The sequence below is a fragment of the Maritimibacter harenae genome (assembly GCF_009882975.1).
Classification (GTDB): domain Bacteria; phylum Pseudomonadota; class Alphaproteobacteria; order Rhodobacterales; family Rhodobacteraceae; genus Maritimibacter; species Maritimibacter harenae.
The window spans coordinates 1-21,046 of the sequence record NZ_WTUX01000068.1 but is presented as its reverse complement, the minus strand read 5'-3'; the positions used below and the strand labels follow the sequence as shown (position 1 = coordinate 21,046).

Sequence of the window (21,046 nt, the reverse complement as noted above, 5' to 3'; positions counted from 1 at the left end):
AGTTTCAGTACATAGTTTCAATGAGGTCTTTGTATTTACGCTCGACCTCGTTGCGTTTGAGTTTCATCGTCGGAGTGAGTTCCTCATCCTCAGCCGTCAGAAGCACGTCGATCAGGCGGAACTTCTTCACTTGTTCCACCGGCGAAAATCCGGAATTCGCACGGTCCACCTCGTTGCCAATCAACTCGATGATCGGCTCGCTTTCGCAGAGCGATTTGTAGTTCGAGAACGGGATGCGCTTGTCCTGTGCGTATTTCTCGACCGTTTCCTGGTCGATCATGATCAGCACGGTTAGGTACTTGCGCTTGTCGCCAATGATCACCGCGTCCGAGATGTAGGGCGAGAATTTCAGCTCGTTTTCCAGCTGCGAGGGCGTGATGTTCTTGCCGCCGGCGGTGATGATGATGTCCTTCTTGCGGTCCAGAATGGTCAGATCGCCATTGTCGTCCATCTTGCCGACATCGCCGGTATGCACCCAGCCATCCACCATGGTCTCGGCGGTCTTTTCCGGCTGGCTCAGGTAGCCAGAGAAGTTTGACCGCGCGCGTATCAGGATCTCGCCATCCTCGGCCAGTTTGGCTTCGACGCCGCGCATGGCCCGCCCGATCGAGCCGATGGGCGATTGGCCTGGAACCGTGGCAGTGACAATGCCAGTCTCGGTCTGTCCATAGGCTTCCTGCACAGAGACGCCGAGCGCATTGAACCAGCGAAGCAGTCGGGCCGAGATCGGCGCGGCGCCCGAAACGATCGTATGCGCCCGTGCCAGACCCAGTTCCACGCGGATGTTGCGCAGGACAAGGAAATCGATCGCTCGGTGAAAAAGGGAAAGGCCCAGCGGCACCTGTTTGCCCGCAGCCAGCAGATCTGCCCGGCGTTCGGCCACTTTCAGCGCCTGCGTATAGGCAAAGCGTCCAAAGGCGGTGGCGTCATTCATGATGAAAGAGATGCGGGAATAAAACTTTTCCCACACCCGCGGCACGGCAAAGATGAAAGTCGGGGCCACTTCCTGAATGTCGGCATTAAAGGTCTCACCGCTTTCGGCAATATTGATGGTGATGCCATGCCGGATCGGGGTTGCGACCGAGATGATGCGCTCGGCCGCGTGGCACAGCGGCAGGAAAGTCAGGATTTCGTCGCCCGGGCCCAGCGGCATTTCCGGGTGGTTGTCGGCCTGCGCCAGAAAGAACCGGTGCGAGATCATCGCGCCCTTCGGCGCGCCGGTGGTGCCCGAGGTATAGATCAGCGTGGCGATGTCCTCGCCCTTGCCGGCATCAATTCGGGTTTCGAAGGCGGCGTGCATTTCGGGGGCGCCGTCCGCGGCAAGCTCGAGAAACGCCTCCCATCCCATGACCTTGTCGTGAGAAAACCGGCGCAGGCCTTCCATGTCGTAGACAACGACCTTTTCAATCCCCGGCAGCTCGTCCTGTACCAGCAGGTATTTGTCGAGCTGTTCCTCGTCCTCGACGAACAACACCTTGGCGCCGCTGTCGTTGAGCTGATAGGCGACCTGTTTTTCCTGCAAGGTCGGGTAGAGCCCGTGGGTGACCGCGCCGATGCACTGGATGCCGAGATCGGAAAACACCCATTCCTTGTTGTCTTCGCTGATGATCGCCACGACGTCGCCGGCATCGACCCCCAAGGCCATCAGCGCACAACCTGCCTGCCGGGACCGGTGATAGTAGTCGGTCCAGGTGTATTCTTCCCAGATGCCGAAATCCCTTTCGCGGATCGCGATCGCAGACCCGAATTTCCGGCAGTTCTGCCGAAACAGCTTGGGCAGTGTGTCGCAGCCGTCGATTTCAAAGACGGGCGGGGTCCAGTTTTGTGTAGAGATGTCGTTCATCGCCATGTCTTCCTTGCTTTCCAGCGGCGGTCGCCCCGCGCGCTGTCGGCCTTGATGCCAAGGTAAAATTCGCGGATATCGGCGCTGTTCATCAGCACGTCGCGTTCGCCTTCCATGACGATCCGCCCGGTTTCCAGCACATAGCCGAAATCGGCGGCCGGAAGCGCGACGCTGGCGTTCTGTTCCACCAGCAGCATCGTCATGCCTTCCTCGACATTGATCCGCTTGATGATTGCGAAAATCTCGGAAATCAGCCGGGGCGAGAGACCCAGCGACGGCTCATCCAGCAGCATCAGGCTGGGCCGTGCCATGAAGGCGCGTCCAAGGGCCACCATCTGCTGTTGCCCGCCCGACAGGTAGATCGCCTGCTTGTCGAGAAATTCGCGCAGGACCGGGAACCAGCCCAGCACCTTTTCGAAATCGCGCGCCACCTCGTCGCGGTCCTTGCGGCAATAGGCACCCATCATCAGGTTGTCTTTCACCGACAAAAGCGCAAACACTTCGCGTCCTTCGGGGCTATGGGCCACACCGGTGCGGGCAATCACATCCGGATCCAGGCCGGTAATGGCCTTACCCTTGAATGTGATCTCACCTTTGAACGGGTCGAGCGCCCCCGAGATGGTTTTCAGGATAGTGGTCTTGCCAGCGCCGTTCGATCCCATGACCGTGACCACGGTGCCTTCGCGCACCGAAAGGCTGACACCGCGGATCGCCATGACGCGGCCATACATGGTTTCGACATTGCGGACTTTCAGAACTTCGCTCATGCCGCTTCCCCCCCTAGATAGGCTGCCTGCACATCCGGGTCGTCCTGCACCTCCGAGGCGCTGCCGGTGGCCAGGAAGCGGCCTTCGTTGATTGCCAGAACCTTGTCCGAGACCTTGTTCACCAGCTTCATGTCGTGCTCGATCATCACCACGGTGATGCCCAGATCCTCGCGGATGTCTTCGATCACAAAGGCGGTGTCGTCGGTTTCCTCGGTGGTCAGCCCGCTGGAGGGCTCATCCAGCAACAGGATCTCGGGGCTGGCGACCAGCGCGCGCGCCATCTCGGTTTTCTTGCGCACGCCGTAAGGCAGGTCGGCGACGCGGGCGTGACGGTAGCCTTCGAGATCGAGAAACTCGATAACCTCTTCCGCCTTGCGGCGGTGCTCCAGTTCCTGGCGTAATTGGCCGGGCAGGAAGAACAGCTCGCTCAGCGGCGAGAACCGCCCATGCCGGAACCGGCCGATCAACAGGTTGTCCAGAAGTGAGGCATGCTCGAACAATTCGATGTTCTGGAAGGTGCGGGCGATGCCGTGGTTGATCACTTCGTGGGGCCTGGCCCCCAGCAGGCTTTCGCCACCAAAGCGGATATCGCCTTCCAGCGGGTCATAGATGCGGCAGATCAGGTTGAACACCGTGCTCTTGCCGGCACCATTGGGACCGATGATGGTGAATACCTTGCCCGGTTCCACCGAGAAGCTCAGGTTATCGACGGCTTTCAGCCCACCGAATGCCAGCGACACGTTTTCGACTTCAAGCCAGCTCATTTCAGACGCTCCGTCTTGAGGAAGGTCTTCTGACGTTGGAAGCTGCGGCGCTTGTACATCGGGAAGACGTTGAAATAGTGATGGATTTTGACCCAGCGGCCATAGAGCCCATCAGGTTCGAACAGGATGAAGCCAAGAAGGATCATCCCGAAGGCGAGGCTGTCGAACCCGCCGGATGTGGCTATGGCCCCGGGAAGCAGCACCTTGACCCAACTCAGGACGGTGGGCAGCAGCACGATGAAGAACGCGCCGAAGATGGCCCCGTGGATGGTGCCGATCCCACCGACAACGATCATAAGAAGCAGGCGAATGCTCTCACCCATGCCGAAAGTTTCCGGTGTAATGTAGTAGAACGCATGCGCCAGAAGCCCACCAGCCAGACCGGCGAACACCGCCGACAGGAAGAAGGCATAGGCTTTGTAGAAGGCCACATTCGTGCCCAGCGAACGGGCCGAAACTTCGCTGTCGCGGATCGCGATCAGGGCGCGGCCAGACCGTGTGCGCAACAGGTTGCGCGTCATCAGAATGGCGCCGACAAACAGGGCGAGATTTAACAGGTAGGTCTTCCAGCTCTGGTCGATGGCGATGCCGAAGATGTCGATGCCCGGAACCGGCAGGCCACGATGTCCGCCGGTAAAATCGCCGCCGCCGCCGATCAGCCGTTCGGTCACGATAGCAATCGAAAGCGTAGCGATGGCGAGATACAAGCCATGCATGCGCCCGCAGATGCGCCCGATGGCCAGCCCGACCAAACCAGTGATCAGCGCCGCCAGGGGCAGCGACAGGATCCACGGCACGCCGTAGCGGCTGAGCAGGATGGTATGAGCATAGGCGCCGATGGCAACAAAGGCGGCCTGCCCGAAACTCACTTGTCCCGAGAATCCGGTGAGGATCATCAGACCCAGGCCGGCGATGGCATAGATGTAGACAAACGACAATTCGTCCAGAAAGTAGCCGTCAAGGAACAGCGGGGCGGCAAGCGCGATACACAAGAACAGCAGATACCAGAAAGCCTGTGTGCGGTCGCGAAACAGGCGGATGTCCTGCTTGTAGGATTTGCGGAAAAGAACGCGCATGAGCCTATACCTTCTTTGCGTAGATTTGTGCCAGCAGCCCTTCGGGCCGGATCAGCAGCACGACGAACATGATCAGATAGGCGCCGATGCCCTTGAACGTCGGGAACATGATGTCGAAGAACGGCTCGGTCACGCCGATCAGCAAACAGCCCAGAACGGCGCCGGGGATCGATCCGAACCCGCCGACAATGGCGCCGGCAAAGGCTTTGAAGCCGACAAATCCCATCTGCGTCGAGACCAGCGTGACCGGGCCCAGGAGCAGGCCGGCGATGGCGCCGAAGATTGCGGACATGGCCCAGATGGACGAGGTCAGGCGCTTGACGGGGATGCCCATGTAAAAGGCCGCCAATTGGTTCAGGGACAAGGCCTGCATCGCCACGCCTTGGCGGGCATAGCGGAAGAAGGCGTAAAGCCCGCTGGCCACGATGGCGGTTACCAGGATCGCCAGAACGCTGGACCAGCCAATGATGACCGACCCAAGCGTCAGATTGCCCTCAACCGGGGCAGGCAGCGAATAGTTGCCAAAGCCCCATACAATCCCGGCCACGGCGCGCAGTGCAATTCCCAGCGCCAGCGTCAGGATAAAAACGGTGAACACCGGCTGCCCGGTGAGCCGCCGCACAACAAGCGCGTCGACCCCGTAACCGAACCCGCCCATGAACACGAGCGTCAGCAAGGCCCCCAGCCAATAAGGCAACCCCCAAAGCACGATGAACTGATAGCCTACAAAGGCCCCCAGCATCATGAACTCGCCCTGGGCGAAGTTCACCTGCTCGGTAGCCTTGTAGACCAGCACCAGGCCGATGGCGATCAGGCTGTAGAGACAGCCCTGTGACAGGCCGACCAGCAAAAGCTGTATGGCGTCGGCGAAACTCAGACCGGTCATATGGCGGCCCTCCAATGCTCTAGGATTTCGTTCATTTCGACGAAACCGGCGTCACCGGTTGTCGGAATGTCTGGCGGGGTTTGTGAGAATCGGGGGGCCGGGGCGGGCATTTCGATGCCGTCCACGGTGACAAAGCTCTCGCGTGCCCGGTTGTGCTGGTGTGTGGCAGCTTCGGCCAGTGGCACCACCGGCGCAAAGCAGGCATCGCTGCCTTCCAGCACCTCGCACCATTCGGCCTGTGTCCGGGTCAGGAACAGTTCGGTCAGGGCCTCGCGCATGGCCGGCTGCGCCTCGGGCGCATATTGGTCGGCAAAACGCGGATCATCGCTCAGCCCGGTCAGGCGCAGGAATTCGGTAAAGAACTGTGGCTCGACACAGCCGATGGATATGAACTTTCCGTCGGCGGTTTCGTAACAACGATACCACGCCACCCCGCCATTGATGAAATCGCCAGCGCGCTCGCCGCTCCAGGCCCCACCGGCCGCCAGCCCGTGTTGCATGGTCATCAAGAGGTTGACCCCATCGCACATGGCCGCGTCGACCACCTGACCCTCGCCGGTTGCGCGCGCATGGGTCAGGGCCGCGAGGATGCCGACATTCAGCATCATCGCGCCACCACCCTGATCGGCAATCAGGTTCATTGGCGCGGGCGGGGGCCGGTCGGCCTCGCCCAGCCCATGAACCGCGCCCGTGATCGCGGCATAGTTCAGATCATGCCCGGCAGCCTGTGCCAGCGGCCCGGTCTGTCCCCATCCGGTCATGCGGCCATAGACCAGCGCCGGATTGCGTGCCAGAACCGCCTCTGGAGCGAATCCGAGTTTCTCCATCTTGCCGGGGCGGAAGCCCTCGATCAGAATCTCGGCCCGCTCGATCAGCCCCCAGAGCTTTTCAGCATCATTTGCCTGCCGCAGATCGAGCACCAGACTGCGCCGCGAGCGATTGAACAGGTTGTGTTTCTCATCGATCGGCAAGGGGAAAGCCTGACCGGGGCGCGTGATCCGCACCACTTCGGCGCCCATGTCGGCCAGATGCATGGCCGCAAAGGGCGCAGGCCCGATCCCGGCCATTTCGATGACCCGAACACCTTTGAGGGGACCGTTGCGTGTCAGCATCTCGTCACCTCGCCCGCAGCCGCGTGGCGGCATCCAGACGCAGGGTCGCGCCGTTCATGTAGCTGTTTTCGATCAGAAAAGCGCAGGCATGGGCGAATTCTTCCATCCGGCCCACCCGCTTGGGGGCCTCGACGCTTTCTTCGAGCGAGGCGACGACCTCATCTCCGAGGCTCATCACCATCGGTGTGCCAAACAGTCCCGGCGCGATGGCGTTGATACGGATGCCTTTCGGCCCCAGCTCGCGCGCGGCAGGCAGGTTGAGCCCTATCACACCGGCCTTGGACGAGGCATAGGCAGTCTGCCCGATCTGGCCTTCATAGGCCGCCCCGGACGAGATGTTGACGATCACGCCACGCTCTTCCCCGTCTTCGGGCGGGTTTTCCAGCATCCGCGCGGCGGCCTGGCTCATCACGTTGAACGTGCCCACAAGGTTGATCTCGACCGTGCGGCGAAAGGCATCGAGAGACGCAGGTGCGCCCTCGCGGTCGACCACCTTCATCGGGCTGACCACACCGGCACAGTTGATGGCGACATGCAGCGCGCCAAAGCGGTCGACCACAGCCGAGATGGCCTCGGACACGTGCTCGTCGCTGGTCACATCCACCTGCCGGAACATGGCCCGGTCCGCGCCCAAACGGTCGGCCAGCGCGGTGCCCTGTTCCATGTCGCGGTCGAACATGGCCACCTGTGCACCCAGCCCGTGCAGGTATTCTGCCGTCGCAGCACCAAGTCCCGAGGCCCCGCCGGTCACGATAATGGTCTTGCCTTCTATCTTCATGACCTGGGCCCCTATTTGAACGCCGCCACACCGGTCAGGGACCGGGCGATCAGCAGTTTCTGAATCTCTGTGGTCCCGTCCGGGATCGGCCCGATGATGGCTTCGCGGGCCAGGCGTTCGACGATGAACTCGCGGGTCACGCCGTTGCCGCCATGGATCTGCACCGCCTGCCGCGTGGCGTTCACCGCGATCTCGGTGCCGTACCACTTGGCCATGGCGCATTCCGTGTCGCAGCGTTCATCGCGGTCGATCATGCCGGCGGCACGATGGGTCAGCAGGCGCGCGGCGTCGATCTCGGTTGCCATGGTGGCGATCTTGTCGGCAATCATCTGATGCCCGGCGATCTGCTTGCCATGCTGGTTGCGCTCTTGCGCGTAACGGATCGATTCCTCAAGCGCCCGGCGCGCCAGCGCGATGCCCCACATCGCCATATGCACCCGCGCGCGTTCGAACACGACCAGCGTCTGCTGCAACCCGCGCCCTTCGGCGCCGATGGTGTTCTCAACGGGCACCCGCACCTCATCGAGGAAGACCTGCGAGGTCGACTGTGCATTGAGGCCGATCTTGGGGATGTCGCGGGTTTCGAACCCGTGTTCCTTGCGGTCGACCAGGATATGCGTCAACCCCTCGCCGGTGTTGCAGGTGCAGATCAGGAAATCGGCGAAACGCCCGTTCGAAATCCAGGTCTTTTCGCCCGAAATCACCCAATCGCCGCCATCCTTGCGGGCGCGTGTCTTGACCGCCGCCACGTCCGAGCCGACACCCGGCTCAGAGATGCCGATGGCCACGGATGTCTCACCCGCCAGAAGCTGTGGGATATAGCGCGCGCGTTGTTCATCGGTTCCAAGGCGAAGCAAAAGGTCGGCGCCCACCACGTTGATTAGGATCGGCAACGCAATGTCCATCGCCGTGACGCCGACCTCTTCGAATAGCATCAGGTGCGTGGACCAATCGAGCCCCATGCCACCCGCCTCTTCGGGATGGGGGGCCGAGGTCAGGCCGAATTCGGACAGTTGCGTGAGGAACCCCTGGATCACCTCTTTTTCAAACGGCGCATCCTTGACCTTCAGGTATTCCGGTTCGATCTGGTCATCGAGGAAGCGACGCAGCATGTCGCAGGCCATTGTCTGTTCTTCGGTCTTGAACATCTCGCTCTCCTATCGTGCCAGAATCAGGACCGAGGCCACGGCCTCTTCGATCCCGATCAGCCCACCACCGTTCTCTGCAATTGCCACCTTTGCCCCTTCGACCTGGCGCGTGCCGCATTCGCCGCGCAGCTGGCTGACAAGCTCATAGACCTGCCCCAGACCGGTGGCGCCGATCGGGTGGCCCTTGCACTCCAGCCCACCCGACGGGTTGACCGGCACACGCCCGCCAATCGTGGTCTCGCCACGTTCGGAGGCTGCCGCGCCCTCACCAAAGGGAAAAAGACCAAGGTTTTCGATCTGGATCAGCTCGCCCACAGCAGTGGCGTCATGCACCTCGGCGACCGAGACGTCCTCGGGCCCAAGCCCGGCCTTCTCATAGGCGCGCCGGGCCGCCTTAGCGGTCAGATGGTTTTCAAAGTCGTCGCCATCCCGGTCCGAACCGGTCTGGATCACGCTGGCACGCAACTCGATGGCGCGGTCTCGGGAAATGCCGTGGCGCTTCATGCCCGCTTCGGTCATCAGCACCGCCGCAGCACCGCCATCGCTCATCGGGGCGCACATCGGCAGGGTCAGCGGATAGGTGATCGGCGGCGCGCCCAGCACGTCGCCAACAGTGTAGGGATCGCGGAACTGCGCCTTGTCGTTTTCCACCGAATGCATGTGGTTCTTGGCCGCGATGGCCGCGAATTGCGCCTGTGTCGTCCCAAAGAGGCGCATATGCGCGCGGGCAAAGGCGGCGTAGACGGCCATGAAAACGGAATAGGGTTTTTCGGACTCGCTGCCTTCCGGCAGATCGATCCCATGTCCCAGCGCCAGCAGTTGTTTTTCATTCTCCTCGGCAGTCGCCAGTTCCCAGCCCGAGTCGAAAAAGCTGAACATCTTGGCCTTGTCACCAGTCCACATCTTCTCGGCCCCGACGGCCAACGCCACGTCTCCTTCGCCTGCCTTCAGAAACTGCGCCGCCAGGTTCAGGGCGGTTGATCCGCTGGCACAGGCGTTTTCGACGTTCACAACCGGAATGCCCTCGATCCCCATATCGCGCAGGGCGATCTGGCCCGGGATCATCAACTGGCCTTCCAGATGCCGCTGGGTGGCGTTCGAGAAATAGGCGGCTTCGACCGCACCGGCGGAAATCCCGGCATCAGCCAGGGCCCCGGTGACGGCCTCGCGGGACAGCGACTTCACAGTCGCCCCGTCCAGGCGTCCCATGCGCGTCATCGCCACGCCGGTTATGTAAACCTTGTCCATCTTGGTCCTCATCAGTTTCCGGCAAAGACCGGTTTGCGTTTCTCCGAAAACGCCGCCAGCCCTTCGGCAGCGTCGTTTGATGTCAGGTGGTCGCGCAGGACCGACAATTCCCAGACCAGAGCTTCGGCTTGCGACATATCTACTGACGCGTTGGCGACCGCTTTCATGCGCGACAGGACGAGCGGGCTTTTGTCAGCCAGATCACTTGCGAACGTGTCCAGACGAGCCTCAAGCGCATCATCGGCAACAACTTCCTGCACAAGCCCCATGCGCAACCAATCGCGCGCCGGCAGACTTCGGCCGGAAAACAGCAGATATTTAGCGTTCGGCAGGCCAATCCGAGAGGGCAGGACAGCAGCGCCACCGGCCCCCGGAAAGACCCCAAAATTGGCATGCGCATCACCGATCTTCGCGCTTTCTGCGGTGATCAGTACGTCGCAGCACATGGCCAGTTCCAGACCGCCGGCGACGGTCACGCCGTTCAGGCCACCAATGACGGGTTTGGGAAAATCGCGGAGAATCTGAAAAACCTCCGCTACGGCATCAAGGAAGTCGCCGTCGTCGGACCGCTCCTGTGACAGACCAGCTTGCACCGCCTTGAGATCAGCGCCCGCACAGAACGCCCGGCCGCTGCCGGTCAGCACCACAACGCGCAGCTTTTCGTCACGACGAATGCGCTCAAGCGCCTCCCCAAGCTCCAAGACCATGTCCCGCGAAAGAGCGTTCAATTCGGTGGGTCTGTTCAGGCGCAACCAGGCCGCCGATCCCCGCATCTCCAAAATGACATTTGCATGTTGCATTTTCATACCTTTATTTACTGACCAGTAAGTAATAATAAGCCTGCGCTGTCAACATCAAATTTCCTTATCTATTACAGCACCTTGGAAGAAACGCTCGAATGGGGGTTCATAAAACCTGTAAAAAACCGAGAATCAGAGTGACAGCTTTTTCGGGCGAGACTCGTTGTTCGCGAAGGAAATCTCACAGGAATTGCTGCCTGTCGGTAATCATGTGTGCTTGCGCTTCAGGAATGCCGAACAGGCAACACCGAACAAATTCAGTCGGCTACACATCGCAGATTTCTGACAGGTCCCGCTCCCGACAGCGGCAACGAGTAGGAGTTAGTGTCCGCGCACGTGGTGTAATTTGTCGGGTGGCCCGAGGTCATGATCAGGCGGCTTTGATGCTGAGAATTGGGTCTGTCTCCTCGTTGTCGATCTGTGCGAATGCCTCGACCATCATATAACGGCTGGCGGTCTGCCATTCGTCGTTTTGCTCGAACAGCACGGCGCCGATTAGGCGGGTGATGGATGCCTCGTTGGGGAAGATGCCGACGACATCTGCGCGCCGTTTCACTTCCTTGTTCAGGCGCTCGATGGGGTTGGTGCTGTGAAGCTTGGTGCGGTGCTGGCGCGATAGGAGAGCAGGATGTTCAAGACCGAAGAACAGACAATGGCCTGCGATATGCTGCGCCGCTTCCTCGAAATTGATACAAAGGACTAACCATGAATTCCTATGCCACGCCTATCGTCCCTGACACCTCCATCGACGATCTCAAGGCGCTTTTCACCTGCCAGAAAGCCGCCTCCAATGCCAACCCCTACCCGTCCTACGAAGAACGGTGCGGCAATGTCGAAAAGCTGCTGAAACTGACCGAGAAACACAAGCACGACATTTGTAATGTCATCGACAAGGATTTCGGCAACCGCTCGGTGCGCGAAACCACGCTGAGCGATTTGTTCCTTGTCATCCAGGGCGCCAAACATGCCCGCCGTCACCTGCGCAAATGGATGCGCCCGCGCCGGGTGGGCACAAGCCTGCATTCGCTGCCGGCCACATGCAAGGTGGTGCCGCAGCCCCTAGGAGTGATCGGCAATATCGCTCCCTGGAACTATCCCTATGCCATCGCGCTTCTTCCGGCGGTGCATGCGCTGGCCGCAGGCAACCGTATGATGATCAAGCCCAGCGAGGTCACGGTACATACAACCGAACTTCTGGGCAATCTCGTTTCCGACAATTTTGACGAGGACCTGTTGGCCGTCGTCACCGGCGGGGCCGAGCTGGGCAATGCCTTTGCCGAACTGCCTTTTGACCACCTGATCTTTACGGGGTCCACCGCCGTGGGGCGCAAGATCGCCCAGGCCGCGGCACCCAACCTGACGCCTGTCACGCTGGAACTGGGGGGCAAGAGCCCCGCGATCATCGACCATTCCTATAATCCGGCCAAGGCGGTCAGCTCGATCCTGCGCGGCAAGGTGCTGAACTGTGGCCAGACCTGTATCGGAGTGGACTACGTCTTTGTGCCCACCGAAAAGCTTGATGGGTTCGTCGGGGATATGAAGAAGGGCTTTACCAAGTTCTTTCCCAACCTCGATGGCAACGTAGACTACACCACGATCGTTTCGGACCGCCATTACGACCGGCTGCGCAATCTGGTCACCGATGCCCGTGACAAGGGGGCAAAGGTGGTGACGGTCAACCCCGATGGTGGCGAGGGCAATACCAACAACCGGATTCTGCCGCTGAATATAGTGATCAACCCCAGCGACGACATGGCAGTGATGCAGGAGGAAGTGTTCGGCCCGGTTCTGTCGATCAAGACCTATGACAGCCTGGATGAGGTCACGGGCTATATCAACAGCCATGACCGTCCGTTGGCGCTCTATTGGTTTGGCCATGACCGCGCCCGTGAAAAACACATGCTGCAAAACACCTGGGCCGGGGGGATGTGCGTCAACGAAACCCTGTTCCACGTGTTCCAGGAAAAGTTGCCCTTCGGCGGCATTGGGGCCAGCGGCATGGGCACCCATACCGGCAAGGCTGGGTTTGACAGTTTCAGCGCCCACAAGCCGGTCTTCCGGCAGGCGCGGCTGAACTCGGCCAACCTTCTGAATCCGCCCTACAGCAGGCTCACCGACACGCTCTTGGCGGTCATGAAGAAAATCGTCTGACACAGACACAAAAAATGGTAACAGGGAGAGTAACAATGGCAGATTATGTAGTCATTGGTGGAGGATCTTCGGGAGGAGTGGTTGCCGCGCGGCTATCCGAGGATCCGAACACTACCGTCACGCTTCTCGAGGCAGGGGGTCCGGGTAACTCGAAATTCGTTTCGATTCCCGGCATGTTCGCCGGGCTGATCCAGAACTACAAAATCAACAAGCTGAACTGGCGCTTCAACACCACGCCGCAGAAAAATCTTAACAACCGTGCGCTTTATAACCCGCGCGGCAAGATGCTGGGCGGTTCGTCCGGCATGAACGGCATGGTCTATATCCGTGGCGAATCCGGTGACTATGACCGCTGGTCCGAACTCGGCAACGAAGGCTGGAGCTATGACGAGGTGCTGCCCTATTTCCGAAAGGCCGAAAACAACGAACGCGGTGCGGATGACTATCACGGCGACAGCGGTCCCTTGCATGTCAGCAACGGCGATGCCTCGTTTGATTTCTACAACGCCTTCCTCTCCTCGGGCGAGAAGCTGGAATACCCCAAGACCCCGGATTTTAACGGCGCCAATCGCGAAGGGCTGGGCATCTACCAGTTCACCACCAAGAACGGCGAACGCGCCTCGGTCAAGTTCTGCTATCTCGACCCGATCACGGACCGCAAGAACTTGGATATCCAGGTTAAGGCCACGGTGCGCCGGATCGTCATGGAAGACGGGCGCGCGGTGGCCGTCGAATACGACCAGGGCGGCGAAACCAAGCGGGTCGGGGTGAACAAGGAGGTCATCGTCAGCGGCGGGGCCTTCGGCTCGCCGCAAGTCCTGATGCTCTCGGGCATCGGACCCCGGGCCGAGTTGGAGAAACATGGCATCAAGGTGCAGCATGAATTGCCCGGCGTGGGCGAAAACCTGCATGACCACCCGGACGTGATGTTCGTGTTCAAATCTAAGAAACGCACCGGAATTTCCCTTGGCCCACTGGGCACGCTCAAGAACCTTGGTGCCTTCTACCAGTATTTCACCAGGCGCAAAGGTTGGCTCGCCAATCCGCCCACAGCGGCGGGTGGCTTCCTGCGGTCCGAGCCGGGTAAGAACAACCCGGATTTCCAACTTCACATGGTGCCGTTGCCCTATCGCAACCATGCCCATGACTACATGTCGATGATCAAGTGGGGCTTTACCATGATTGTCAATATCGGTCACCCGCGCAGCCGGGGGCGTTTGACGCTCAAGAACGCCAACCCGGGGTCCGAGCCCAATATCGACCTGAACCTGCTGGATCACGCCGATGACCTGAAGGACATGCGCAATGCCTTCAAGGTGACGCAGGACATCCTGCACGGCTCACCGCTGAAGGATATGATCGCCAAGCCGCTTTACCCAAAGCGTTATCTCAATACCGATGCCGAGATCGACGACTACCTGCGCGCCGAGGTCAACCATGCGTATCACCCGGTCGGCACCTGCAAGATGGGCCGCGACGACATGGCCGTGGTCGATGCGCGGCTCAAGGTCAAGGGACTGGCCAATGTGCGTGTCGCCGATGCCTCAATCATGCCCGAGATCATCAACGGCAACACCAATGCCACCTGTATCATGATCGGTGAAAAATCCGCCGACATGATTAAGGAGGACGCAGCCGCAACCTGATCAATTCGCCCGCAAGGCCAAGGATGCCGAGCATCAGCAGAAGCTGAAGCGCTGGGTGTTGCTGGATACGGCCGCGCACGAGTTCACCACCAAGAGGTATTCGGAAACGTCAATTGGCAAATTGGCCGACCTGCTCGATGTTTCCAAGCCTGCCCTCTGTTACTATGTGAAGAACAAGGAAGACATCCTGCTGCAGTGCACAATCGAATCTCCTTCTCGAAGGTGCGCAATAAAGCAACCGAACTCGTCCGTCACGTCCTGCAAGCGGATTCCGTCATACCGCGAGGTCGCCATGTCAGCGACGCGCAACAGATTGGCAGCTTTTGAGAAAGTCCATTTGACAGCCTCGTATCCGGTTTGCATTTGTAGCAACATCGCGGCATGACAATCTCTGTCATGCTGGCACATTGAAATTAACCAGCACACCCGGGAATCGACTTTCAGTTTTCGAGAGTCCATATCCTGAAGCGCCCCTGCCCTGTCACCTCGCGGATCAAACCGCTTTCTTCCATCCACGCCAGATTGCGTTGAATGGCGGCGCGACTGGCTCCGGTCACGGATTCAGCCATTGGTGCAGAGACCAATGGCCACTGAGAGAAAGCTTTACGCAAGGCGACCGGCGTGCGACCCGACAAATGCGCCATGTCGGACTCCGCCCGCGCCGCCCACCTTTCAGTATCGTCAAGTACTCGCATCGCCGATAAAATCGCGCTGCTCATCCCATCCAGCCAGCGGGCCAAACGTTCGGGCGGCAAGCCCGAGGCACGCAGCCCCCCTGCCCCGCCCATAGCGAGCGGTGCGAAGATGGCGCCGGTGCCATCGCTTGCCGCGATCCTGGACGCGGTGACGGCGGCTTCGATCTGGTCTCCGTATTGTCCGAGGCCCGCGAGGCTCCAGAGGTGATACCCCATGCAAGCCCGCGTGATTGGATGAAGATCGGCCGCAGCTGCCAATACCTTCAGCCATCCGCCCGCGCGATCTTTGAGACGCTCGGCACTGTCCTCAATGTTCTCGGGATCACGGCGATCCAGGAAGGCGGCCAAATCGCCCTTTGGTCCGGGGCCGCCTGTCAGGCGCCGAACAGCCCATCCAACTCTTGCCAGGGCATTTGGGTCATCCTGTGCGCCTGACAACCGCATCGATACCCAGAGCGCCAGACGATCAGAACTCACCCGATCCCCTGCGAACCAGCTGAGGTCCGCCGCCTCGATCAACGCGAGCCTATGCCGCCAACCTTCCGGGCCACGCAGCAGCCGGTCATCCAGAGCACCCAGACGTCCAGCGACCCGTGCCAGTCGAGCAGCGTGAACGCTTTCTGCCTTTGCCCAGTCTGCGATGACAGCAGTGTCGGGCGGTTCTGCCCGTGGCCCGGGAAGCAAATCATCCGGTTCTTCCTCGAGTGGCCCAGGCAGAAACCAGAGATCCTCTTTGTCGCAATTGCATTGTCGTTTCATCAAAAGGTTCTTAAACGATTTCAGCAGGATGAGGCGGAAATAGACGTAGAATATTACGTTGCGATTTCAATTTTTATCTCGCATTTCAATAAGCGAGAGAATTAGGGCGGAAAATGATGTTGAGACACTCTGAGACGACCGGCTTATGACGCTGAACGGACAGGAACCCTCTGACGAGGCCTGGAGCAAGGCCACGCGCATTGCGCGAGAGCTGGACCGCATTCTAGATGGCACGGAACCAATGCGAGACGCGGTCGCGCGCGCGGCGTCCGAATTGCGCCTGTCGGCGCGCCAGATCTACAACCACTTGAGCCGATACCGTGACGAACGCCGAGTGTCTTCCCTTCTGCCAAGAACGAGCGGTGCCAGACGCACAAGGATCAGCCAGGCCGTCGAGGAAATCATTGCGCAAACGCTGCGGGAAATGTGGCTTCGGCCCGAGCAACCAGACCTCGCTCCAATCATCGAGGAAATTCGCGCACGCTGTGCCAGCGAGGGGCTTTCTCCGCCAGCCTACGTCACCGTCGCAAAGCGCATCCCGCTGCTGTTCACACCAGAAGAGATCGCACGTCGGCGACACTCCGGCGGAAAAAGCTTGCGCCGTCTGAAACCTCGACCTGGCTATATCCGGGCCAAGCACGCCCTTGACGTGGTCCAGATCGACCATACCCCTGCCGATATCCAGTTCGTGGAAATCATCGACGGTCAGGGTATCTTTGTCGGTCGGCCTTACCTTACGATCGCAGCGGATGTCGCGACAAGCGCAATCATCGGGTTCTGTCTGACCCTAGAGCAACCGTCGCGCCTGTCGGTCGCGCTTTGTCTGGCGCAGGCGATGTGCCGCAAGGAAGACTGGCTGGCCGAACGCAACATCAATCATGCCTGGCCGATGTTTGGCCGTCCGAAGCAGGTCGTGGTGGATTCCGCAATGGAATTCAAAAGCGCCAGTTTCACCCGAGGATGTGCGGAGTATGGCATCGCCATTCAAACCCGGAACAAGGGGACCGTCCATCGTGGCGGTGTTGTCGAACGCCTTCTCGGCAAGGTGAACACAGTGCTGCGGTCATTGCCAGGAAAGACCGGGCGCTCCATCGCGGACCGGGGTGAATACCTATCCGCGGACCGGGCGAAGCTCAGCTTCTCGGACCTCGAACGCTGTATCGCACTGGCGATAATTGACCACAATCTCAGCCAGAACGCTCGGAAACTGACCGTGCCGATGGATGATTGGGAACGCAAGCGCCGTGTGATGGAAGGCCCCGCCGACAATCCCATGGATGTTTTGCTCAATTTCCTCCCCAACACCACCCGCAGGATTTCACCTCAAGGCATCAGCCTTTTCGCCATCGACTATTTCGATCCCTGGCTCGGCCCATCGATCGCCCGGCGCGACCGGCTGGAGGCCTTCGATCTTCGCTACGACCCGCGCGACATGAGCCACGTCTACCTCAGGGATCCCGATACCGGAGCCTGGCGCGCGGTCGGCCGGCGAGACGGCTTGTCCGAACCGATCACCCTGTGGCAACACAAGGCCGAACGAAACCGGCTGCGCGAATCCGGAAGACGCCCGGTCGAAGACAGAACGGCGATCCGGCGCGAAATCGCCGCGACCGTGGATGCGTCGGCATCGCGAAAACAGCAGATGAAGGCATTGACCCGCGCCAGACATGCGGCCGATGCTCCAAAACCCTATCAGAAACTTGCCCCTTCCCCGGCACCCACCCGCGAGGGCCCGGCCCGGGACCGCCCGCGACGGGTCTTTCCGGTGGAGGATTGGTGAGATGGCGGATCACCTCCTTCCCTCCGCCGCGTTGCTACTTGGTTCCGAGGATGCGCTTCGGATTACCCATATCCGAGGGCCGCGCTGGATCAGCCACCCGGTCGCTGGCAAAGCCCACGACGCCATGCATCTTCTGCTAGACCGGCCATCCTCCTTGCGCCCGCGGGGCGTGTTGCTGGCGGGCCCCTATCACAACGGCAAAACGATGATTGCCGAACGCTTCGCCATCGAGCATTTACGACAGTCGGATCGGCAAAGGGTCTGGGTAATCCAGACCCGGGAAGGCGCCGGCCTATCCCATTTCTATGCCAGCATTCTTTCCGGCCTGCGCGCCCCTCAGGCAGCTGGCTGGAGAAGCTTGTCACGCGCGGGAGAGCAAGTGGATCATCTGCTGGAAAGCCTGAAGCCCCGCGTGCTCATTTTCGATGAATTCCACAGTGCCCTGCGGGGACGACGGCAGGACGTCAAAGCCATATTTTCGTTCCTGCGCCGAATGGCCAGGGTTCATGACATTTCGCCTGTGCTTGTCGGTGAGGTCGCGGTCTACGACGCAATCCACAATACCGAGGAGATGGGATCGCGGTTTGACACGATCCCTATTCCGAGGTGGGGGTATGATGAGGATTTCGCAACGCTCCTCGACAGCCTTGAGGCCAGCATGCCGCTTGCCCTACCCTCGGAGCTCTCGCGCCAGCCACTGGCGAGGATCGTTCATGATCTGTCGGAAGGTTTGATCGGAGAGGTTGTCGACATTGTCAGCAATGCCGCAATTGCCGCGATCAGGAACGGTGAGGAGCAAATCACCGAAGCGAGCATTGCATCCCTTAACTACATTCCACTGTCGAGGCGCCGGAACGCTGCTTTGCGCGACGAGATGACGTGAACCGGTCTTCACCTGGGATCACCGTCACGCCTGCGCGCCGATATGCCAGCGAGGTGGGACGCGGCTGGCCCGTGGATGTCGCTCCGGCTCCGGGAGAGCTTCTGTCAAGTTGGCTGCACCGGCTCGCATTGGCCAATGGTGTCCCGGCACGATATTTCGGGCGCGTTCTCGGACTGAGAGGCGCGAGCTGGTCGACGCGACTTGACCGGGCTCTTCCCGAGCATGTCCTCAACTTTCTTGTCGAACAGACCCGGGTGCCTGCCGAGGATATCGCCGGTCTGGCCCTTGTACCTGATCCGCTGGCTCGATTGCGTTTGCGGTTATTGACCGTGTCTCAGGCGCGCCAGGCGTCCGGGCCGCAGGTCACTCGCCTGCAATATTGTCCTGCCTGCCTGAGGGAAGATCATGCACCCTATTTCCGGCGCGGCTGGACTTTGGCCACGCGGGTGACCTGTTTCCGGCATGGCTGCCAATTGCGCGATATATGCCCCACCTGCGGAGGTGGTGTTGCCCCGTCCAGGCAGGACCGGCTTGTGCCACAGCAGATTTGCGTTTGGTGCGGTGGCGATCTCCGCAAAGCCACTGCGCGTGCCGAACACGACGTCCAGCAGCTCGAACGGCTGCTCAACGACCTGCTGCGATTGCATGTAGCGGGGCATCGGCTGCCAGGAAAAACCTCCCTTCCCACTCTGCTTGGCTCGGCCTGTTTCACTTTTGGCGACGAGCTCAAATCCATGGCGCACCTGTCGATCCGAGATCGCCTCCGTCTGTTCCGTCAATTGACAGACGGCCCGATGCCGTTCCATTGGCAGTGCGAAAACCCGGGCGCAGCCCTCTGGGCACGCATTGCCCGGACCGCGCCGACTTTTCCAGGGCTGGCCTCATCCTTCAGCAAGAGGGTCATCCTTCGAAACTCCGCGGAACAGAACACACGTCCGGCTCGCCCCGATCTGACAGACCTATTGCAGGCCATCGGCCGTCTTCAATCAAACAGACGTTCGAGACAAGCTTGAGAGGGACATCGAATTCGAACCGCTTTCGGCTCCGAGTCCGGCATCCTGCATTTGTTCCCGGTCCGGCAAGTCCTGAAGCGTCTCCAGATCGAACGCGGTGAGGAACGTCTCGGTGGTGACAAACGTATAGGGCGCGCCGCGCCTGGGCGCGCGCGGGCCGGTGCCGATAAGCCCGCGATCATGTAACCGACCGATCAGGTCGCGGCTGATCTCTCGCCCGAAGATGTCCTTCAGCCCATCGCGCGTAATCGGCTGGTAATAAGCAATCGCGGCAAGCACCGCGACGTCGAACTCTCGCAGATCCAACAGCTGCTCGCCCACATCCGCTGCGGCTCGGATCGCGGGCGCATAGATCGAGCGGGTGCGCAACGTCCACCCATCCCCAACCTTGGCCACCTCAAAGGCGCGGCCCTCGAGATCAGCCGCGAGATCTTCTACCAGCAGATCAACCGATGCCCCCTGCCCCACAACCCGGGTCAGGTCTTCCCGCGGCACCGGCGTGGCAGAGGCAAACAGCACAGCCTCGATCCGCCGCATCCATTCGCGCCAGCGCAAGGCCTGAGGCAGGCCAGCCAATTCTTTGTCGAGATCCAAGTCTGACCGATCTTTGGCCATTGTTACACCCCATAAAGCCGGAACGTATCGCGCCCGGTCAGTTCCCGCGCCACGCCCAGCTCCACCAACCGATCACAGAACCGCCGGGCCGATCGATCCGAATTCAGCGAGGAAAGCGCCGAAGGTGCCACCGCATCCCGGTTCAGGAACATCTGAACCGCCTCATCCGACCCCCTGGCCCGCAGCTTCGGCGCAATCGCGCTAAGCCGCGCTGCGCGCTGCGCAAGATCAGCAGCCATCCGCGCTGCCTCGGTCACAGACGTAACGATGGCTTCGTGGCAGGCCAGGCGCAAGTCGTCATCGGTCTTGCGCAAGTCGCGACGCATCATACCGACCGCCAGCAAGGGGATCACGTGATCCCAGCCAAGCGCCTGCGCAAGGGCCGCATCCGCCAGAACCAAGGCGGCAGCCCCATGCTGCGGAGCGTCAGCCAGCACAGCCCCAAGCACCAACGCCGCCCGATCCACCGGGCCACCCTGGCCTGAGTGGGGCTGGTCGAGCCAAACCGCAATCCGTTCCGGATCATGCTGCGGCATCGCACGATGCTGGGACCGGATTGAGACCGGTCGCTCCACCGCCCGCATCCACATCTGACAGACCTGCCCCGCTGGCCCCGGCTGATCTCCCGGTCGCAGCAAAGCGATCTCGTCGCGCAACTCCCCCGACCTTTCGGATCGCCCGGAAAACGCCACACAGACCTCTGCCGCGCGCAAAGCCAATCTGTTGCGCAACAAGGGTTTGGGGACGCTCTCATGCCCCAACACAACATGCAGATAGCTGAGCGCCGCGCCTGACAAAAAGGACACATCTTCAGGGGTTTGCGCCCGCCCAGAGGTGATCCAGGGCGGCAGCCGGGGTATAGTCTCAGGGTTGCTTCGGGCAGGATGCCGGGCATAGTTCATGCCCCGATACTACTGCATGGCGGCGCTTTCGTCCAACATATAGTGCACAAAGCGCCCCACCTTACCACTCTCCACTATGTCCAATAAGTTTGCATTATCGGACATTACTGCGATATGCTCAGAAACATGAGCAAAATGCCCAAAAACAATGTCGGGTGACCGGAGATTACGAGACTCAGG

19 protein-coding genes and 1 pseudogene are annotated in these 21,046 nt (G+C 60.5%); 6 read left to right on the top strand and 14 right to left on the bottom strand.

The window, feature by feature from the left end:
• Positions 1-4 precede the first annotated feature (4 nt).
• From GQE99_RS20655 to GQE99_RS20605, 11 genes and pseudogenes are all read right to left on the bottom strand, one after another.
• Positions 5-1,849, bottom strand: coding sequence for an AMP-dependent synthetase/ligase (locus GQE99_RS20655; protein WP_093455110.1), 1,845 nt, complete (start codon positions 1,847-1,849; stop codon positions 5-7).
• Positions 1,840-2,610: an ABC transporter ATP-binding protein gene (locus GQE99_RS20650; RefSeq protein ID WP_093455111.1), complete on the bottom strand. Its 771-nt coding sequence runs from the start codon at positions 2,608-2,610 to the stop codon at positions 1,840-1,842. Before GQE99_RS20650 ends, GQE99_RS20655 begins: the two co-directional genes overlap by 10 nt.
• Positions 2,607-3,374, bottom strand: a complete 768-nt coding sequence (locus GQE99_RS20645; protein WP_093455112.1) for an ABC transporter ATP-binding protein — start codon at positions 3,372-3,374, stop codon at positions 2,607-2,609. The genes GQE99_RS20650 and GQE99_RS20645 overlap by 4 nt, the downstream gene beginning before the upstream one ends.
• Positions 3,371-4,450 carry a branched-chain amino acid ABC transporter permease gene (locus GQE99_RS20640; RefSeq protein ID WP_093455113.1) on the bottom strand — a complete coding sequence of 360 codons (1,080 nt, stop codon included), beginning with the start codon at positions 4,448-4,450 and terminating at the stop codon, positions 3,371-3,373. Before GQE99_RS20640 ends, GQE99_RS20645 begins: the two co-directional genes overlap by 4 nt.
• Positions 4,451-4,454: 4 nt before the next feature.
• Positions 4,455-5,336: a branched-chain amino acid ABC transporter permease gene (locus GQE99_RS20635; RefSeq protein ID WP_093455114.1), complete on the bottom strand. Its 882-nt coding sequence runs from the start codon at positions 5,334-5,336 to the stop codon at positions 4,455-4,457.
• The gene (locus tag GQE99_RS20630; RefSeq protein ID WP_093455118.1) at positions 5,333-6,448 is read right to left on the bottom strand and encodes a CaiB/BaiF CoA transferase family protein; all 1,116 of its coding nucleotides are present in this window, start codon (positions 6,446-6,448) and stop codon (positions 5,333-5,335) included. The genes GQE99_RS20635 and GQE99_RS20630 overlap by 4 nt, the downstream gene beginning before the upstream one ends.
• Before the next feature lie 4 nt (positions 6,449-6,452).
• Complete coding sequence (locus tag GQE99_RS20625; protein WP_093455115.1) at positions 6,453-7,226, bottom strand: SDR family NAD(P)-dependent oxidoreductase; 774 nt, start codon at positions 7,224-7,226, stop codon at positions 6,453-6,455.
• An 11-nt stretch (positions 7,227-7,237) separates the two neighbouring features.
• A complete protein-coding gene (locus tag GQE99_RS20620) occupies positions 7,238-8,374 on the bottom strand; it encodes an acyl-CoA dehydrogenase family protein (protein WP_093455116.1) in 1,137 nt (378 codons plus the stop codon).
• Between the two features lie 9 nt (positions 8,375-8,383).
• Positions 8,384-9,622: a thiolase family protein gene (locus tag GQE99_RS20615; RefSeq protein WP_093455119.1), complete on the bottom strand. Its 1,239-nt coding sequence runs from the start codon at positions 9,620-9,622 to the stop codon at positions 8,384-8,386.
• A gap of 11 nt (positions 9,623-9,633) precedes the next feature.
• Positions 9,634-10,395, bottom strand: a complete 762-nt coding sequence (locus GQE99_RS20610) for an enoyl-CoA hydratase/isomerase family protein (protein WP_268892767.1) — start codon at positions 10,393-10,395, stop codon at positions 9,634-9,636.
• Positions 10,396-10,792: 397 nt separating this feature from the next.
• A pseudogene (locus GQE99_RS20605) lies at positions 10,793-11,032 on the bottom strand (transposase); the annotation flags it as partial.
• Positions 11,033-11,127: 95 nt separating this feature from the next.
• On the opposite strand from GQE99_RS20605, the gene GQE99_RS20600 reads away from it, so the two are divergent.
• The 3 genes from GQE99_RS20600 to GQE99_RS22000 are packed head-to-tail and all read left to right on the top strand — an operon-like array spanning position 11,128 to position 14,604.
• Complete coding sequence (locus GQE99_RS20600) at positions 11,128-12,573, top strand: coniferyl aldehyde dehydrogenase (RefSeq protein WP_161353830.1); 1,446 nt, start codon at positions 11,128-11,130, stop codon at positions 12,571-12,573.
• Between the two features lie 35 nt (positions 12,574-12,608).
• Positions 12,609-14,219, top strand: coding sequence for a GMC family oxidoreductase (locus GQE99_RS20595; protein ID WP_161353829.1), 1,611 nt, complete (start codon positions 12,609-12,611; stop codon positions 14,217-14,219).
• Positions 14,220-14,274: 55 nt separating this feature from the next.
• Positions 14,275-14,604 (top strand): TetR/AcrR family transcriptional regulator, encoded by a 330-nt coding sequence (locus GQE99_RS22000; protein WP_367022248.1) that lies wholly within the window; start codon positions 14,275-14,277, stop codon positions 14,602-14,604.
• 55 nt (positions 14,605-14,659) lie between these two features.
• Here the strand turns inward: GQE99_RS22000 and GQE99_RS20585 are convergent, their stop codons facing one another.
• Complete coding sequence (locus GQE99_RS20585; RefSeq protein WP_161353827.1) at positions 14,660-15,673, bottom strand: hypothetical protein; 1,014 nt, start codon at positions 15,671-15,673, stop codon at positions 14,660-14,662.
• 145 nt (positions 15,674-15,818) lie between these two features.
• Here GQE99_RS20585 and GQE99_RS20580 point away from each other — a divergent pair, with 145 nt between their 5' ends.
• Genes GQE99_RS20580 through GQE99_RS21995 form a run of 3 tightly spaced genes read left to right on the top strand, consistent with a single transcriptional unit; the run spans position 15,819 to position 19,349 of the window.
• Positions 15,819-17,453, top strand: coding sequence for a Mu transposase C-terminal domain-containing protein (locus GQE99_RS20580; protein WP_037932042.1), 1,635 nt, complete (start codon positions 15,819-15,821; stop codon positions 17,451-17,453).
• A 1-nt stretch (position 17,454) separates the two neighbouring features.
• Positions 17,455-18,336: a TniB family NTP-binding protein gene (locus GQE99_RS20575; protein WP_037932044.1), complete on the top strand. Its 882-nt coding sequence runs from the start codon at positions 17,455-17,457 to the stop codon at positions 18,334-18,336.
• Complete coding sequence (locus GQE99_RS21995) at positions 18,333-19,349, top strand: TniQ family protein (protein WP_073194628.1); 1,017 nt, start codon at positions 18,333-18,335, stop codon at positions 19,347-19,349. Before GQE99_RS20575 ends, GQE99_RS21995 begins: the two co-directional genes overlap by 4 nt.
• Here GQE99_RS21995 and scpB read toward each other — a convergent pair.
• Together scpB and GQE99_RS20560 are read right to left on the bottom strand one after the other, a co-directional pair.
• Positions 19,323-19,964, bottom strand: coding sequence for an SMC-Scp complex subunit ScpB (gene scpB, locus GQE99_RS20565; RefSeq protein ID WP_037932048.1), 642 nt, complete (start codon positions 19,962-19,964; stop codon positions 19,323-19,325). The two genes, GQE99_RS21995 and scpB, sit on opposite strands and share 27 nt — an antisense overlap.
• A gap of 2 nt (positions 19,965-19,966) precedes the next feature.
• The gene (locus GQE99_RS20560) at positions 19,967-20,866 is read right to left on the bottom strand and encodes a DUF1403 family protein (protein WP_037932051.1); all 900 of its coding nucleotides are present in this window, start codon (positions 20,864-20,866) and stop codon (positions 19,967-19,969) included.
• Positions 20,867-21,046: the final 180 nt, after the last annotated feature.

Excerpts from the sequence above, each read along its gene's own strand:
- GQE99_RS20615 (WP_093455119.1), bottom strand. The coding sequence starts at position 9,622 with ATGGACAAGGTTTACATAACCGGCGTGGCGATGACGCGCATGGGACGC.
- GQE99_RS20575 (WP_037932044.1), top strand. The coding sequence starts at position 17,455 with ATGGCGGATCACCTCCTTCCCTCCGCCGCGTTGCTACTTGGTTCCGAG.
- GQE99_RS20600 (WP_161353830.1), top strand. The coding sequence starts at position 11,128 with ATGAATTCCTATGCCACGCCTATCGTCCCTGACACCTCCATCGACGAT.
- GQE99_RS20630 (WP_093455118.1), bottom strand. The coding sequence starts at position 6,448 with ATGCTGACACGCAACGGTCCCCTCAAAGGTGTTCGGGTCATCGAAATG.
- GQE99_RS20610 (WP_268892767.1), bottom strand. The coding sequence starts at position 10,395 with ATGCGGGGATCGGCGGCCTGGTTGCGCCTGAACAGACCCACCGAATTG.
- GQE99_RS20645 (WP_093455112.1), bottom strand. The coding sequence starts at position 3,374 with ATGAGCTGGCTTGAAGTCGAAAACGTGTCGCTGGCATTCGGTGGGCTG.
- GQE99_RS20655 (WP_093455110.1), bottom strand. The coding sequence starts at position 1,849 with ATGGCGATGAACGACATCTCTACACAAAACTGGACCCCGCCCGTCTTT.
- GQE99_RS20580 (WP_037932042.1), top strand. The coding sequence starts at position 15,819 with ATGACGCTGAACGGACAGGAACCCTCTGACGAGGCCTGGAGCAAGGCC.
- GQE99_RS20650 (WP_093455111.1), bottom strand. The coding sequence starts at position 2,610 with ATGAGCGAAGTTCTGAAAGTCCGCAATGTCGAAACCATGTATGGCCGC.
- GQE99_RS20595 (WP_161353829.1), top strand. The coding sequence starts at position 12,609 with ATGGCAGATTATGTAGTCATTGGTGGAGGATCTTCGGGAGGAGTGGTT.
- GQE99_RS20620 (WP_093455116.1), bottom strand. The coding sequence starts at position 8,374 with ATGTTCAAGACCGAAGAACAGACAATGGCCTGCGACATGCTGCGTCGC.
- GQE99_RS20585 (WP_161353827.1), bottom strand. The coding sequence starts at position 15,673 with ATGAAACGACAATGCAATTGCGACAAAGAGGATCTCTGGTTTCTGCCT.
- GQE99_RS20640 (WP_093455113.1), bottom strand. The coding sequence starts at position 4,450 with ATGCGCGTTCTTTTCCGCAAATCCTACAAGCAGGACATCCGCCTGTTT.
- GQE99_RS20625 (WP_093455115.1), bottom strand. The coding sequence starts at position 7,226 with ATGAAGATAGAAGGCAAGACCATTATCGTGACCGGCGGGGCCTCGGGA.
- GQE99_RS20560 (WP_037932051.1), bottom strand. The coding sequence starts at position 20,866 with ATGAACTATGCCCGGCATCCTGCCCGAAGCAACCCTGAGACTATACCC.
- GQE99_RS20635 (WP_093455114.1), bottom strand. The coding sequence starts at position 5,336 with ATGACCGGTCTGAGTTTCGCCGACGCCATACAGCTTTTGCTGGTCGGC.
- scpB (WP_037932048.1), bottom strand. The coding sequence starts at position 19,964 with ATGGCCAAAGATCGGTCAGACTTGGATCTCGACAAAGAATTGGCTGGC.